Origin of the sequence: Streptomyces sp. A 4/2, assembly GCF_940670765.1 — a bacterium.
GTDB lineage: Bacteria > Actinomycetota > Actinomycetes > Streptomycetales > Streptomycetaceae > Streptomyces.
The window spans coordinates 234702-247661 of record NZ_CALNVW010000034.1; the positions used below are offsets into that span (position 1 = coordinate 234702).

Here is a 12960-nt window from a genome sequence, read left to right on the forward strand (position 1 = left end):
GCCACCCTCCCCGCTCCCTCGCCCGACCCAGACGTATTCATCAGAAAGCGAGCACGACGACAGCCATGGCTGAGGCTCAGAATTCCCCCACTCTCGGCTCCGCCCGAGCGGGGGGACCCCCTCCGGCAGGTTCCACCACTGCCGGGTCCATCGCGGTGGCTGCCGAGTCCACCGTCGCCACCCGCATGAGCGCGCCCCCGTCCTTCGACGTGGCGGACTTCCCGGTCCCCCGCGGTCGCGAGGAGGAGTGGCGGTTCACCCCGCTGGAACGCCTCAAGGGCCTGCACGACGGCACCGCCGTCGCGTCCGGCAGCGGCGTCCAGATCGAGGTGTCCGCCCCCGAGGGCGTGACCGTCGAGACCGTCGGCCGTGACGACGCGCGCATCGGCAGGGCCGGTACGCCCGTGGACCGGGTCGCCGCCCAGGCGTTCTCCTCCTTCGAGAAGGCGTCCGTCGTCTCGGTGCCCAAGGAAGCCGTGCTCAGCGAGCCGATCCGGATCGCCGTGCGCGGTCTGGGCGGCACCGCCTACGGCCACCAGGTCATCGAGCTCGGCGCCTTCGCCGAGGCCGTCGTGGTCATCGACCACACCGGTGACGCGCAGCTCGCGGCCAATGTCGACTACATCCTGGGCGACGGGGCGAAGCTGACCGTCGTCTCCGTCCAGGACTGGGAGCCCGAGGCCGTCCACGTGGCGCAGCACAACGCGCTGGTGGGCAGGGACGCCTCGTTCAAGTCGGTCGTGGTCACCTTCGGCGGCGACCTCGTACGGCTCCACCCCCGCGTGCAGTACGCGGGCCCCGGCGGCGAGGCCGAGCTCTTCGGCCTGTACTTCACCGACCAGGGACAGCACCAGGAGCACCGCCTCCTCGTCGACCACAACGCCCCCAACTGCAGGTCGAACGTGGCCTACAAGGGCGCGCTGCAGGGCCAGGACGCGCACGCCGTATGGATCGGCGACGTCCTGATCCGGGCCGCCGCCGAGGGCACCGACTCGTACGAGCTCAACCGCAACCTCGTCCTCACGGACGGCGCACGGGTCGACTCGGTGCCGAACCTGGAGATCGAGACCGGTGAGATCGCCGGTGCGGGACACGCGTCGGCGACCGGCCGCTTCGACGACTCGCAGCTCTTCTACCTGCAGTCCCGTGGCATTCCGGAGGGCGAGGCCCGCCGCCTGGTCGTCCGGGGCTTCTTCGCCGAGCTGGTCCAGCAGATCGGCCTTCCGGATGTCGAGGAGCGGCTGCTCGCCAAGATCGACGCAGAGCTGGAGGCTTCGGTCTGATGGCCTTCGTCCGAGTCTGTGGGCTGAGCGAGCTGGAGGAGGGCACCCCGAAGCGGGTGGAAATCGACTCCACGCCGGTCTCGGTCGTCCGTACCGAGGGGGAGGTGTTCGCCATCAACGACATCTGCTCGCACGCGAACGTCTCGCTCTCCGAGGGCGAGGTCGAGGACTGCACCATCGAGTGCTGGCTGCACGGTTCCAGCTTCGACCTCCGTACCGGCAAGCCGTCCGGCCTTCCCGCGACGCGCCCCGTCCCCGTTTACCCCGTAAAGATCGAAGGGGACGATGTGCTCGTCTCCGTATCCCAGGAGTCCTGAGTCACCCATGGCAACGCTTGAAATCCGCGACCTGCACGTCTCCGTCGAAACCGAGAACGGTACGAAGGAGATCCTCAAGGGCGTCGACCTGACCGTGAAGCAGGGCGAGACCCACGCCATCATGGGCCCCAACGGCTCCGGCAAGTCGACGCTGGCGTACTCCCTCGCGGGGCACCCCAAGTACACGATCACCAGCGGCACCGTCACCCTCGACGGCGAGGACGTCCTGGAGATGACCGTCGACGAGCGCGCCCGCGCCGGCGTCTTCCTCGCCATGCAGTACCCGGTCGAGGTCCCCGGCGTCTCGGTCTCCAACTTCCTCCGCACGTCGGCCACCGCCATCCGTGGCGAGGCGCCCAAGCTGCGTACCTGGGTGAAGGAGGTCAAGACGGCCATGGAGACCCTCCAGATGGACCCGGCCTTCGCCGAGCGCAACGTCAACGAGGGCTTCTCCGGCGGTGAGAAGAAGCGCCACGAGATCCTTCAGCTGGAGCTGCTCAAGCCGAAGATCGCGATCCTCGACGAGACCGACTCCGGCCTGGACGTCGACGCGCTGCGCCAGGTCTCCGACGGCGTCAACCGCGTCCGCGAGGGCGGCGAGGTCGGCACCCTGCTGATCACGCACTACACGCGCATCCTGCGCTACATCAAGCCCGACTTCGTGCACGTCTTCGCGAACGGCCGGATCGCCGAGTCCGGTGGCCCCGAGCTCGCCGACAAGCTGGAGAACGAGGGCTACGAGGCCTACACGAAGGGTGGCGCAGCCGCGTGACACAGCTGCCGGGCCTGCTCGACACCGAGGCGATCCGCAAGGACTTCCCCCTGCTGGATCGTCTGGTCCACGACGGGAAGAAGATCGTTTACCTGGACAACGCGGCGACCTCGCAGAAGCCGCGTCAGGTGCTCGATGCGCTGAACGAGTACTACGAACAGCACAACGCCAACGTCCACCGTGGCGTGCACGTGCTCGCCGAGGAGGCCACGGCGCTGTACGAAGGTGCCCGCGACAAGGTCGCCGCCTTCATCAACGCACCGAGCCGCGACGAGGTGATCTTCACCAAGAACGCCTCGGAGTCGCTCAACCTCGTCGCCAACATGCTCGGTTGGGCCGATGAGCCCTACCGCGTCGACCACGAGACCGAGATCGTCATCACGGAGATGGAGCACCACTCCAACATCGTGCCGTGGCAGCTGCTCTCGCAGCGCACCGGCGCGAAGCTGAAGTGGTTCGGCCTCACCGACGACGGCCGGCTCGACCTGTCCGACATCGAAGAGATCATCACCGAGAAGACGAAGATCGTCTCCTTCACGCTGGTCTCCAACCTGATGGGCACGGTCAACCCGGTCGAGGCGATCATCCGGCGGGCCCAGCAGGTCGGCGCGCTGGTCTGCATCGACGCCTCGCAGGCCGCGCCGCACATGGTGCTCGACGTCCAGGCGCTGCAGGCCGACTTCGTGGCCTTCACCGGCCACAAGATGGTCGGCCCGACCGGCATCGGTGTCCTCTGGGGCCGCCAGGAGCTCCTGGAGGACCTCCCGCCGTTCCTCGGCGGCGGCGAGATGATCGAGACGGTGTCGATGCACTCGTCGACCTACGCCCCCGCGCCGCACAAGTTCGAGGCGGGTACCCCCCCGATCGCCCAGGCCGTCGGCCTCGGTGCGGCCGTGGACTACCTCTCCGCGATCGGCATGGACAAGATCGCCGCTCATGAGCACGCGCTCACCGAGTACGCGATGAAGCGCCTCGGCGAGGTCCCCGACCTGCGGTTCATCGGCCCCTCCAGCTCGCTGGACCGGGGCGCGACGATCTCCTTCACGCTCGGCGACATCCACCCGCACGACGTGGGCCAGGTCCTCGACGAGGAAGGCATCGCGGTCCGGGTCGGCCACCACTGCGCGCGGCCGGTCTGCCTCCGGTACGGAATTCCTGCGACCACGCGAGCGTCGTTCTATCTGTACTCCACGCCTGCCGAGGTCGACGCCCTGGTGGACGGCCTGGAACATGTACGGAACTTCTTCGGCTAGCCACCGGCTAGACAGACGAGCACATCGGGTAGGGACTGGATCGTGAAGCTGGATTCGATGTACCAGGAAGTGATCCTGGACCACTACAAGCACCCGCACGGGCGCGGTCTTCGTGACGGCGACGCCGAGGTGCACCATGTCAACCCGACGTGCGGCGACGAGATCACGCTGCGCGTGAAGTACGACGGCGACCGCATCACGGACGTGTCGTACGAGGGGCAGGGCTGCTCCATCAGCCAGGCCAGTGCCTCGGTGATGAACGAGCTGCTGGTCGGCAAGGAACTGGCCGACGCGCAGAAGATCCAGGCGACCTTCCTGGAACTGATGCAGTCCAGGGGCCAGATCGAGCCGGACGACGCGATGGAGGAGGTGCTGGAGGACGCGGTCGCGTTCGCCGGCGTCTCGAAGTACCCGGCGCGCGTCAAGTGCGCGCTGCTGAGTTGGATGGCGTGGAAGGACGCGACGGCGCAGGCGCTGTCCGAAGGGAAGACCGCATGAGCGAGAACGAGACCGCCACGATCAAGCCGGCCTCCGAGGAGGAGGTCCGTGAGGCGCTGTACGACGTCGTCGACCCCGAGCTGGGGATCGACGTCGTCAACCTCGGGCTGATCTACGGCATTCACATCGACGACGCGAACATCGCGACGCTCGACATGACGTTGACGTCCGCGGCCTGCCCGCTGACCGACGTCATCGAGGACCAGGCGAAGTCGGCGACCGAAGGCATCGTCAACGAGCTGAAGATCAACTGGGTCTGGATGCCGCCGTGGGGCCCGGACAAGATCACGGACGACGGCCGCGAGCAGCTGCGCGCCCTCGGCTTCAACGTCTGACCTCCGCTCGTCCCCGATACGGCCCCGGTGCACCCGCACCGGGGCCGTATTGCGGTGTTCGCCTGCCGTACGTAGCGTGTCCGCTCGTAGTTGGCGGGGAGACCGGAGCCTTCTCGTCGACACACCCCCCACGACGAGAGGGACCCCGTGCTGTCCTCTGCTTTTCCGTCCCGCCGCAGGACCGTAGCCGCAGTCGCCGCCGCGAGCGGACTCTTCTCCCTGGCCCTCGGAGGCCTCAACGCCCCGGCGCACGCCGCGAGTTACGGCACGCCGACGCTCTCCCTGTCGGCCGGATACCTCTCCGGCGCCGTCGGCGCGACCGGCGACCCCACGGTCACGGTCACCGTCGCCCAGAGCGGCGCGGACGCCTCGGCGCTCACCGTGGCGGCCTCGGCCAGCTCCAAGTCCTCCGTCGCCGGTACGGGTGATGTCGCCGTCACCGGCACCGGCGGCACCCGGCGGGTCACGGTCACCGCCCACGGTCAGGGCTACACCGATCTCACCCTCAAGGTCACCGGTCTCGGTGGCAAGACCGCCACCAGGACCCTGCACTACGCGGCGTCCGCGGCCGTGCAACACAGCGCGGACACCCGCTACTTCACCGGTTCCTCCGACGCCTCGGCCGCCGTGTCCGTCGGCGACGGCTATCTGGTGGTGGCCGACGACGAGTCCAACACCCTCCGGCTGTACGACGGTTCGGTCTCCGGCGCGCCCGTGAAGAGCTGGGACGTCAGCGGCGCGCTCGGCGCCGACAAGGAGATCGACATGGAGGCCGCGGCCCGGGTCGGCGACACCATCTACTGGACCGGTTCGCTGGGCAACAACAAGGACGGGAAGTACAAGCCCGACCGCAACCGGATCTTCACCACCCGGGTGACCGGATCCGGCGCCGCGACGGAGCTCAAGGTGGCCGGCTCGTACCCGAAGCTCCGTGACGACCTGGTCGCCTGGGACCGGAAGAACGGCGACCGTCTGGGCTTCGCCGCCGGTACGGAGGAGGGCCAGGTCCCCAAGCAGATCGACGGATTCAACATCGAGGGACTGGAGTTCGCCCCCGGCTCGACCACCACCGCCTACCTCGGCTTCCGGGCGCCGCTGGTCCCGCCGAAGAGCGGCGGCAAGGCGCTGATCGTGCCGGTCACCGACATGGACGAGGTCGTCACCGGCAAGAAGGCCACCTTCGGCGAGCCGATCGAACTGGACCTCGGCGGTCTCTCCGTCCGGGACATCAGGAAGAACGCGGCCGACCAGTACCTGATCGTGGCCGGGTCCTGGGCGGCCGACGACAACGAGGATCCGTACGTCCTCTACTCGTGGGACGGCGTCGCCGGCCATGCCCCGGTGAAGCGGGTCGACCTGCCGACCAGCGACCCGGGCGGCTGGGAGGCCGTGGTGGACGTACCCGATCTGTCCGCAGCGGGGGCCAGGGCCCAGCTGATCACCGACGACGGGTCGGCCGATCTCTACGGGGACGGGACGGCGGCGAAGGACCTCACCCACGACGAGTGGAAGAAGTCCCGCGCCACCTGGTTCAGCCTGAACCCGTGACGTCCGCGGCTGCTGCCTCGACGAGCGCCGGCGCCAGGTTCTCCTTACGGATCCGGCGGTCGACGTAGAGCAGCCCGGTCACCAGCTGCGGGAAGGTCGTCGAGAAGATCTGGCTGAGGGACTGGCCCACCAGTACGAGCGCCGTGTAGCCCATGAAGCTGGAGAACAGCTGCGCGTCGCTCGGGGAGTGGTGGGCGCCCAGATCCACGCTCAACGAGCTGAACATGCCTGCGATGTTGAAGGGGAGCTGGATGAAGTAGGCCAGCGCGGCCCCGATCACTCCGGCCAGCAGCGTGATGCCGAAGGTCCGCCACCAGGCGCCGCGCACCAGCCGGGCCGACCGGCGCAGTGCGCCGACAGGCCCCTGGCGTTCGAGCACCACGGCCGCCGGGGCCAGACCGAACAGCACCCCCAGCCAGATCACCAGCGGAAGCAGCGCCACCCCGCCGAGGACACCCACCGTGATGGCCAGGGGTGTGTTGTGCTGGCTGGCCGCCGCGAAAACCAGGCCGACGGCCACCCCGGCCACCAGCAGCACGGGGACGAGGACGGCCAGTCCGCTGAGCAGCAGCGCGCCGATCACCGAGGGGACCCGGGACCAGGCCCGGCGCCAGACGGCCCGGTAGGTCGTCGGCCGGCCCAGTACCGCTTCCTGGAGGACGGTCCCGCACGTCGCGTACATCATGCCCGTGCAGACCATCTGCAGCAGCAGGGCGACCAGGACGACGGCGCCGAAGGTGATCACCAGCGGCCCGGCGTCGCCCCAGTCGATGTCGGACGACCTCGATGTGTCGAAGACGGTGTGGATGCGGTCCGAGAGCGCGGCGTAGCCGATCGCCAGGGCCGCTCCCACCAGGACCGCCAGGCCTCCGTACAGGGTCGCCGCTATCCCGAGCAGCGGCTTCCAGTAGCGGCCCACAGTGGAGACCGCCCCGCTCAGGACATCGCTGACCTGCAACGGCTGCAGCGGTATCACCCCGGGTTTGGGTGCCTGCGGGGGTATCCAGCCGTAGCCCCACCCTGGAGGTCCCCCGTGGGGGGCGCCGCCGTACGCCCCGCCCTGCCCCGAATTCTGTGCCACCGCTCACTCCGTCGTCGTCTGTCATGTGCCGGATTTTTCGTACCGGACGGCACACCGTAGCCCGTCCTTGATGTGTACGGTCGTACACATGCCATACGTACTGCTCGCCGCGGCCATCGCCGCGGAAGTCGGCGGGACCACCGCCATGAAATACAGCGACGGATTCAGCAAGCTGTGGCCCTCGTTGGGGACGGTCGCCGGGTACCTGCTGGCCTTCGTCCTGCTCGCGCAGGTGCTCAAGTCGATGTCGGTGGGGACCGCCTACGCGATCTGGGCGGGCACCGGTACCGCCGCCATCGCCGCCATCGGCATGCTCTTCATGGGGGAGACGATGAGCGCCGCGAAGCTCGGCGGCATCGTTCTGGTCATCGCCGGCGTCGTCCTGCTCAATCTCGGCGGGTCCCACTGATGGCCCGGCGTTACGATCCGGACCGCCGGGGGCGCATCATCGACGCGGCGATCCTGGTGGTGGGCGAGCAGGGCATCGCGGGGCTCAGTCACCGTTCCGTCGCGGCGGAGGCCGATGTGCCGCTGGGCTCGACGACGTACCACTTCGCCACCCTCGACGACCTGCTGGTCGCCGCCCTGCGTCAGGTCAACGGCGAACCGCAGACCGCGGTCGAGGGCTGGGCCCGCGCGCTGGACGAGCCGGGAGACCCGCTCGCCGACCGGCTCACCGGACTCCTGGGGCGGCTCGTCGCGGGGGACCGCAGCCGGGTACGGCTGGAGTACGAGCTGTATCTCGCGGCGCTGCGGCGGGAGGCGTTGCGGCCGGTCGCCGCCGAGTGGCTGGACCAGCTGGTGGAGGTCGTCCGGGGCCATGTCGACGGCGACGCCGCGACCGCCCGCGCCCTGGTGGCCCTGATCGACGGCCTGCTGATTCAACTCCTGCTGACGGAAAGGGAGTTCGACGCCGCGGAAGTGCGGGCCGCACTCGCCCGGGTCATCGGCTGACCGCCGCCAGCGCGGCCCGGACGCTCGCCTCGATGTCCGTGATCGGGTACAGCGCCTCGCGGATCGTGCGGTCCCGGTCCACCACCAGGGTCAGCCGCTTCAGTCTGCTGACCCCGGCCGCCCGGAACGTCGGCAGCCGCAGCGCCGCCGTCAGCGCCAGATCGGCGTCCGACAGCAGCGGGAAGCGCAGCCCTTCCTTCTCGGCGAACGCCCGCTGCTCGTCCGGACGCTGCGCGGAGACCCCGTGCACGCTCGCCCCGGCAGCGGTGAACTCCGCCAGCTGGTCGCGGTACGTGCAGGACTCCAGGGTGCAGCCGGACGCCCCCGGGATCCCGGCCCAACCGGGCGGATAGGCATCGCGCCGCGCGTACGCGCTCGGGAAGCAGTACAGGACCGTGTACGGGGTGCCGGAGGCGACCGGATCGTGCGGGGCGCCGTCGGACCCGGTGAGCAGCAGCTCCGGAACGCGGGTCCCGACGAGCGCGCGCACCCGTTCGGCTTCCTTCGACAGCTCGTCCGTGGTGGCCATCGTCTCTCCTTCTCCGAGGACCCATGCGTCCCCCCAGTCCTGCAGTGCGACCAGCACCGGGAGCAGGCCCCGGCCCCGGGCGGTGAGCCGGTACTCGTACCGGGGCGGGCGGTCCTGGTACGGCTCGCGGGCGAGCACGCCCGCGTCCACCAGCAGCCGCAGCCGCTCCGTGAGTACCTTGCGGGACATCCCGAGCTCCCGCTGGAGCGCGTCGAAACGGTGCACCCCGCGTGCGGTGTCCCGCACGATCAGCAGGGTCCACCAGTCGCCCACCACGTCCAGGGCCTGCGCGATCGCACAGTTGGCGTCGTCCAGCCGGGTGCGCTGGGGCATGGCTCGCTCCGTTCCGGTCTCCGTCGACCGTCATCGCCGTGGGAACACATGCTGACACAGGTGAGTTCCCAAACGGAACTCGAAGGGTGCGGCCGGTCGCTGAGACCGGTTGGCCCGTGCGCCGCCCGGCCGGTTAGGTTTCGGTCATGACCGACACGCTTTCGCAGAGTTCCCCCCGTTCCACCGGCGCCGTCGCCGCCGGACTGGCCACGATCACCACCGACGGCACCGTGCTCGACACCTGGTTCCCCGCGCCCGAACTCACCGCCGAACCCGGCCCCGCGGGCACCGAGCGGCTCTCGGCCGAGCGCGCCGCGGAACTGCTGGGCGAGGCCGCTCCGAAGGCGATCGGGCCCGACGCCCGCCGCGGTGTCGAGGTCGTCGCCGTCCGTACGGTCATCGCCTCGCTCGACGACAAGCCGCTGGACGCGCACGACACCTACCTCCGTCTCCACCTGCTCTCGCACCGCCTGGTGCAGCCGCACGGCCAGAGCCTGGACGGCATCTTCGGGCACCTCGCCAACGTCGCCTGGACCTCGCTCGGCCCGGTCGCGGTCGACGACATCGAGAAGGTACGGCTGAACGCCCGCGCCGAGGGCCTGCACCTCGCGGTGACGAGCATCGACAAGTTCCCGCGGATGACGGACTACGTGGCACCCAAGGGTGTACGCATCGCCGACGCCGACCGGGTCCGCCTCGGCGCGCACCTCGCCGAGGGCACCACCGTCATGCACGAGGGCTTCGTCAACTTCAACGCGGGCACCCTCGGCACCTCCATGGTCGAGGGCCGGATCTCCGCGGGCGTCGTCGTCGGCAACGGCTCCGACATCGGCGGCGGCGCCTCCACCATGGGCACGCTCTCCGGCGGCGGCAACGTCCGCATCACCATCGGCGAGCGCTGCCTGGTCGGCGCGGAGGCGGGCGTCGGCATCGCGCTGGGCGACGAGTGCGTCGTCGAGGCCGGGCTCTACGTCACCGCGGGCACCCGGGTGACCATGCCCGACGGTCAGGTCGTCAAGGCCCGCGAGCTGTCCGGCGCCTCCCACATCCTCTTCCGCCGCAACTCGGTCACCGGCACCGTGGAGGCCCGTCCGAACAACGCGGTCTGGGGCGGCCTCAACGAGGTCCTGCACAGCCACAACTGACCGGTCTCACCGGGACCCGACCGGCAGGTCCCAGGCGTCGAGGAGTTCCCCGTACGCCGCGCGCAGCCCGTCGACCGCCTCGCGGCCGGCGGGCTGCAGTGGTTCACGGACCGGCCCGGCAGGCAGCCCGACGGCGTCGAGCAGCGCCTTCGCGGTCACCGTGCCCGGCAGCCCCGAGGCCATCATCAGCTCCACCAGCGGGAGATTGAGCCGGTTCAGCCGCGCGGCCTCCGCCGGGTCGGGGAGGTCGTACGCGTCGAGGACCGCCCGCAGCTGCCGCGGGGCCACATTCGCGACCGTACTGACATAGCCCGCACCGCCCACCGCGTACAGCGGGAGGTTCAGTTCCTCGCAGCCGGAGTAGTAGGCCAGCCCGGTGCGGGAGATGACCTTCGTGGAGCCCAGCAGGTCGTACGCGCAGTCCTTCACCGCGACGATCCGGGGGTGCTCCGCCAGGCGCAGCAGTATGTCCGTGCCGATCCGGGTGCCGGTGCGGCCGGGGATGTCGTAGAGCATCACGGGCAGCCCGGTGGCGTCCGTGACCGTGCGGAAGTGTGCCTCGACCGCTGCCTGCGGCGGGCGGCTGTAGTACGGCGTCACCACCAGCAGGCCGTCGGCCCCCGCGCCCTCGGCTGCCCGCGCGAGTGCGGCCGTGTGCCGGGTGGACGCGCTGCCCACCCCCGCCACGATGTGCGCCCGGCCGCCGACGGCCTCGGCCACGGCCCGCACCAGCGCGGTCTTCTCGGTGTCGGTGGTCGTCGGGGACTCGCCGGTCGTGCCACTGAGGACGAGACCGTCGCAGCCCGCGCCGACCAGTTGGTTTGCCAGGCCTCTCGTTTGGGTCAGGCCGGGTCAGGGAGCGGGGTGTGGTGCGTGCGGTCGCAAGGCGGAGGATTGAGGCAATGGGGTCTCCCCTGGCCCTTAAGGCCTTGGGGAAGGAGCCATGGTGATTGACGACAACGCGGCGAGCGTGCGTGCCACACCCCGCGAGCCCGGCCTGACCCAAACGAGAGGCCCGAGGCCTTGCGCGCCCTCCAGGTCCAGCTCACCGGCCGTGGTGAACGGCGTGATCATTGCGCAGAGGGCGCGCCCGAAGGGCCGTGGTGGTGTCATGCGGGCAGTCTCCGCCCGAAGGAGAATGAAGGTCTACTTAGTTCTTCTCCGGGTGAAGCAGAAGCAGGGCTGAACAGTGGTGCAGGGATCAGCCGGATCAGTAGCCGGCGCTGCTGCTGGCCTTCGGCGAACCGCTCATCGAAGGGGAGCTGCTCATGGACGGCGAGCTGCTGGCCTTCGCCATGGTGGTGACCACCTTGCCCGCGGAGTCGATGACGTACCACTTCGCGCCGAACTGGGTGAGGCCCTGGCCGTTCATCTCGCCCGCCTTGTGGTCACCCGCGAACAGGTAGAGCGGGTGGTTCTTGTAGCTGACCTGCTTGGCGCCGTTGCTCCGGGTGGTCGTGGTGATCAGCTTGCTGTCCACCCCGCTGCCCAGCTTCGGCGTGCCCGTGACGAGCAGCGGCGGCCACGCCTTGGCGCAGGCGCCCGAGCAGGTCGACTTGCCGTTCTTGTCCGCCTCGAAGATGTACAGGGTCCGGTCCTGGCCGGTGACCAGGATCTTGCCGAGCGAGGTGGTCTTGGTCATCACCGTCCGCATGTTCGCCGAGCTGGGGCTGCTCGACGCGCTGGCGCTGTTCGACGCCATCGCGGTGCTCGACGGCGAGGAGCCACTGCCGCTCGCCTCCGACTTGGCTCCGCTGGAGCACCCGCTGACCGCCGCAGCGAGCAGGCCGGCCACCACTACGGTGGCGGCTGTGGTGGTGCTTTTCCTCATCTGAGGCTCCTCCGGTTCGGCCGCCCTTCGGCAGCGCCCATGGCCTGCCCGAAACAGGGCCGCCGGATCCACTGGACAGCGGGACCCGGCGGCTGGCCACTCGGCAGAGCCGTCCGGCGTACAAGGCCGGAGGAGGAGACGGCTACGGTGCGACCGGCGGACTTGCCTCCGGGCGCCGCCGCCTGCGCCACAGCACCAGCGGTACCGCGCCCATCAGGCCCAGTGCGCCGGGGGCCGCGGCAGCCGCCGTGTTGATGCCCGACTGGCCGAAGGTGGAGGGGACCGGCAGGTCATTCAGACGGGTGACCGGCCAGGCGACCACCACCGCGCGTCCCACCACGTCCTTCACCGGTACGGCGCCGCCGCCCGGCTTGTCCTGGTGGTAGCGGGAGTCCGCCGAGAACTGCCGGTGGTCGCCCATCACCCAGATGTGGTCCTTGGGCACCTTGATCTTGAACTGGCCGGGTCCGTCGGTGCTGCACGCGGTGTTCCCGGGGAAGACGTACGGCTCCTTGAGGGCCTTGCCGTTCACCTTGACGGGACCGGTGCCCTTGCACTCCACGGTGTCGCCGCCGACCCCGATGACCCGCTTGATCAGGTCCTTCTCGTTGGCGGACGGCATCAGCCCGATGTAGCCGAGCCCCTTCTGGACCGCGTTGGGCTCGGTGACCGGTTCACCGGCCAGCCAGCCGTCCGGGTCATGGAAGACGACGACCTCACCGCGCTGGGGCTTCGCGCCGAACCACGGGGTCAGCTTGTCGACCAGGACCCGGTCTCCCGTCTGGAGGGTGTTCTGCATCGAGTCCGACGGGATGGAGAACGCCTGCATCAGGAAGGTCTTGATCACCAGAGCGAGCACCAGCGCGATGACGACGAGCAGGGGCAGCTCCTTCCAGAAGGAACGCTGCTTGCTCTTCCTGCCCGGATCCGGCGCTTCCGGCGCCTCCGACGCATCGCTCTCTTGACCTGACTCCGTGCCGACCGTCACATCCCCCACCCTCACTGCATTCGGGAGCTGGATAATTCCACCCAGATCTTCGCACGCGCTCCGGGAATCGCCATCCACGCCTTTATCCCGAGC

16 protein-coding genes are annotated in these 12960 nt (G+C 69.7%); 11 read left to right on the forward strand and 5 right to left on the reverse strand.

Annotated features, from left to right (window positions below; translation table 11 throughout):
• Positions 1–65 precede the first annotated feature (65 nt).
• From sufD to NBY69_RS25740, 7 genes are all read left to right on the forward strand, one after another.
• Positions 66–1283 (forward strand): Fe-S cluster assembly protein SufD, encoded by a 1218-nt coding sequence (gene sufD, locus NBY69_RS25710; RefSeq protein ID WP_250303851.1) that lies wholly within the window; start codon positions 66–68, stop codon positions 1281–1283.
• On the forward strand, positions 1283–1600 hold the full coding sequence (locus NBY69_RS25715; RefSeq protein WP_250303852.1) for a bifunctional 3-phenylpropionate/cinnamic acid dioxygenase ferredoxin subunit: 318 nt from the start codon (positions 1283–1285) through the stop codon (positions 1598–1600). The genes sufD and NBY69_RS25715 overlap by 1 nt, the downstream gene beginning before the upstream one ends.
• A gap of 7 nt (positions 1601–1607) precedes the next feature.
• A complete protein-coding gene (gene sufC, locus NBY69_RS25720; protein WP_250303853.1) occupies positions 1608–2372 on the forward strand; it encodes a Fe-S cluster assembly ATPase SufC in 765 nt (254 codons plus the stop codon).
• Positions 2369–3625, forward strand: coding sequence for a cysteine desulfurase (locus tag NBY69_RS25725; protein ID WP_250303854.1), 1257 nt, complete (start codon positions 2369–2371; stop codon positions 3623–3625). The genes sufC and NBY69_RS25725 overlap by 4 nt, the downstream gene beginning before the upstream one ends.
• Positions 3626–3667: 42 nt before the next feature.
• Entirely contained in the window at positions 3668–4123 is a 456-nt protein-coding gene (gene sufU / locus NBY69_RS25730) for a Fe-S cluster assembly sulfur transfer protein SufU (RefSeq protein WP_250303855.1), read from the forward strand.
• Positions 4120–4458, forward strand: a complete 339-nt coding sequence (locus NBY69_RS25735) for a metal-sulfur cluster assembly factor (protein ID WP_250303856.1) — start codon at positions 4120–4122, stop codon at positions 4456–4458. The genes sufU and NBY69_RS25735 overlap by 4 nt, the downstream gene beginning before the upstream one ends.
• Before the next feature lie 147 nt (positions 4459–4605).
• The gene (locus tag NBY69_RS25740) at positions 4606–6006 is read left to right on the forward strand and encodes a DUF3616 domain-containing protein (protein ID WP_250303857.1); all 1401 of its coding nucleotides are present in this window, start codon (positions 4606–4608) and stop codon (positions 6004–6006) included.
• On the opposite strand, the gene NBY69_RS25745 is transcribed toward NBY69_RS25740, so the two are convergent.
• A complete protein-coding gene (locus NBY69_RS25745) occupies positions 5990–7087 on the reverse strand; it encodes a hypothetical protein (RefSeq protein WP_250303858.1) in 1098 nt (365 codons plus the stop codon). The genes NBY69_RS25740 and NBY69_RS25745 overlap by 17 nt on opposite strands.
• Before the next feature lie 88 nt (positions 7088–7175).
• On the opposite strand from NBY69_RS25745, the gene NBY69_RS25750 reads away from it, so the two are divergent.
• The gene (locus NBY69_RS25750; protein ID WP_250303859.1) at positions 7176–7496 is read left to right on the forward strand and encodes a multidrug efflux SMR transporter; all 321 of its coding nucleotides are present in this window, start codon (positions 7176–7178) and stop codon (positions 7494–7496) included.
• Complete coding sequence (locus NBY69_RS25755; protein ID WP_250303860.1) at positions 7496–8041, forward strand: TetR/AcrR family transcriptional regulator; 546 nt, start codon at positions 7496–7498, stop codon at positions 8039–8041. The genes NBY69_RS25750 and NBY69_RS25755 overlap by 1 nt, the downstream gene beginning before the upstream one ends.
• Here the strand turns inward: NBY69_RS25755 and NBY69_RS25760 are convergent.
• Positions 8031–8903 (reverse strand): winged helix-turn-helix transcriptional regulator, encoded by an 873-nt coding sequence (locus NBY69_RS25760; RefSeq protein ID WP_250303861.1) that lies wholly within the window; start codon positions 8901–8903, stop codon positions 8031–8033. The two genes, NBY69_RS25755 and NBY69_RS25760, sit on opposite strands and share 11 nt — an antisense overlap.
• Before the next feature lie 146 nt (positions 8904–9049).
• Here NBY69_RS25760 and dapD point away from each other — a divergent pair, with 146 nt between their 5' ends.
• On the forward strand, positions 9050–10048 hold the full coding sequence (gene dapD, locus NBY69_RS25765) for a 2,3,4,5-tetrahydropyridine-2,6-dicarboxylate N-succinyltransferase (protein ID WP_250303862.1): 999 nt from the start codon (positions 9050–9052) through the stop codon (positions 10046–10048).
• A 6-nt stretch (positions 10049–10054) separates the two neighbouring features.
• Here dapD and NBY69_RS25770 read toward each other — a convergent pair whose 3' ends face one another.
• Positions 10055–10894: a 4-hydroxy-tetrahydrodipicolinate synthase gene (locus NBY69_RS25770; RefSeq protein ID WP_250303886.1), complete on the reverse strand. Its 840-nt coding sequence runs from the start codon at positions 10892–10894 to the stop codon at positions 10055–10057.
• 364 nt (positions 10895–11258) lie between these two features.
• Positions 11259–11690, reverse strand: coding sequence for a hypothetical protein (locus NBY69_RS25780; protein ID WP_250303863.1), 432 nt, complete (start codon positions 11688–11690; stop codon positions 11259–11261).
• Here NBY69_RS25780 and NBY69_RS25785 point away from each other — a divergent pair.
• Positions 11683–11883, forward strand: coding sequence for a hypothetical protein (locus NBY69_RS25785; protein WP_250303864.1), 201 nt, complete (start codon positions 11683–11685; stop codon positions 11881–11883). The genes NBY69_RS25780 and NBY69_RS25785 overlap by 8 nt on opposite strands.
• Positions 11884–12021: 138 nt before the next feature.
• On the opposite strand, the gene lepB is transcribed toward NBY69_RS25785, so the two are convergent.
• Positions 12022–12876 (reverse strand): signal peptidase I, encoded by an 855-nt coding sequence (gene lepB, locus NBY69_RS25790; RefSeq protein ID WP_250303865.1) that lies wholly within the window; start codon positions 12874–12876, stop codon positions 12022–12024.
• Positions 12877–12960 lie beyond the last annotated feature (84 nt).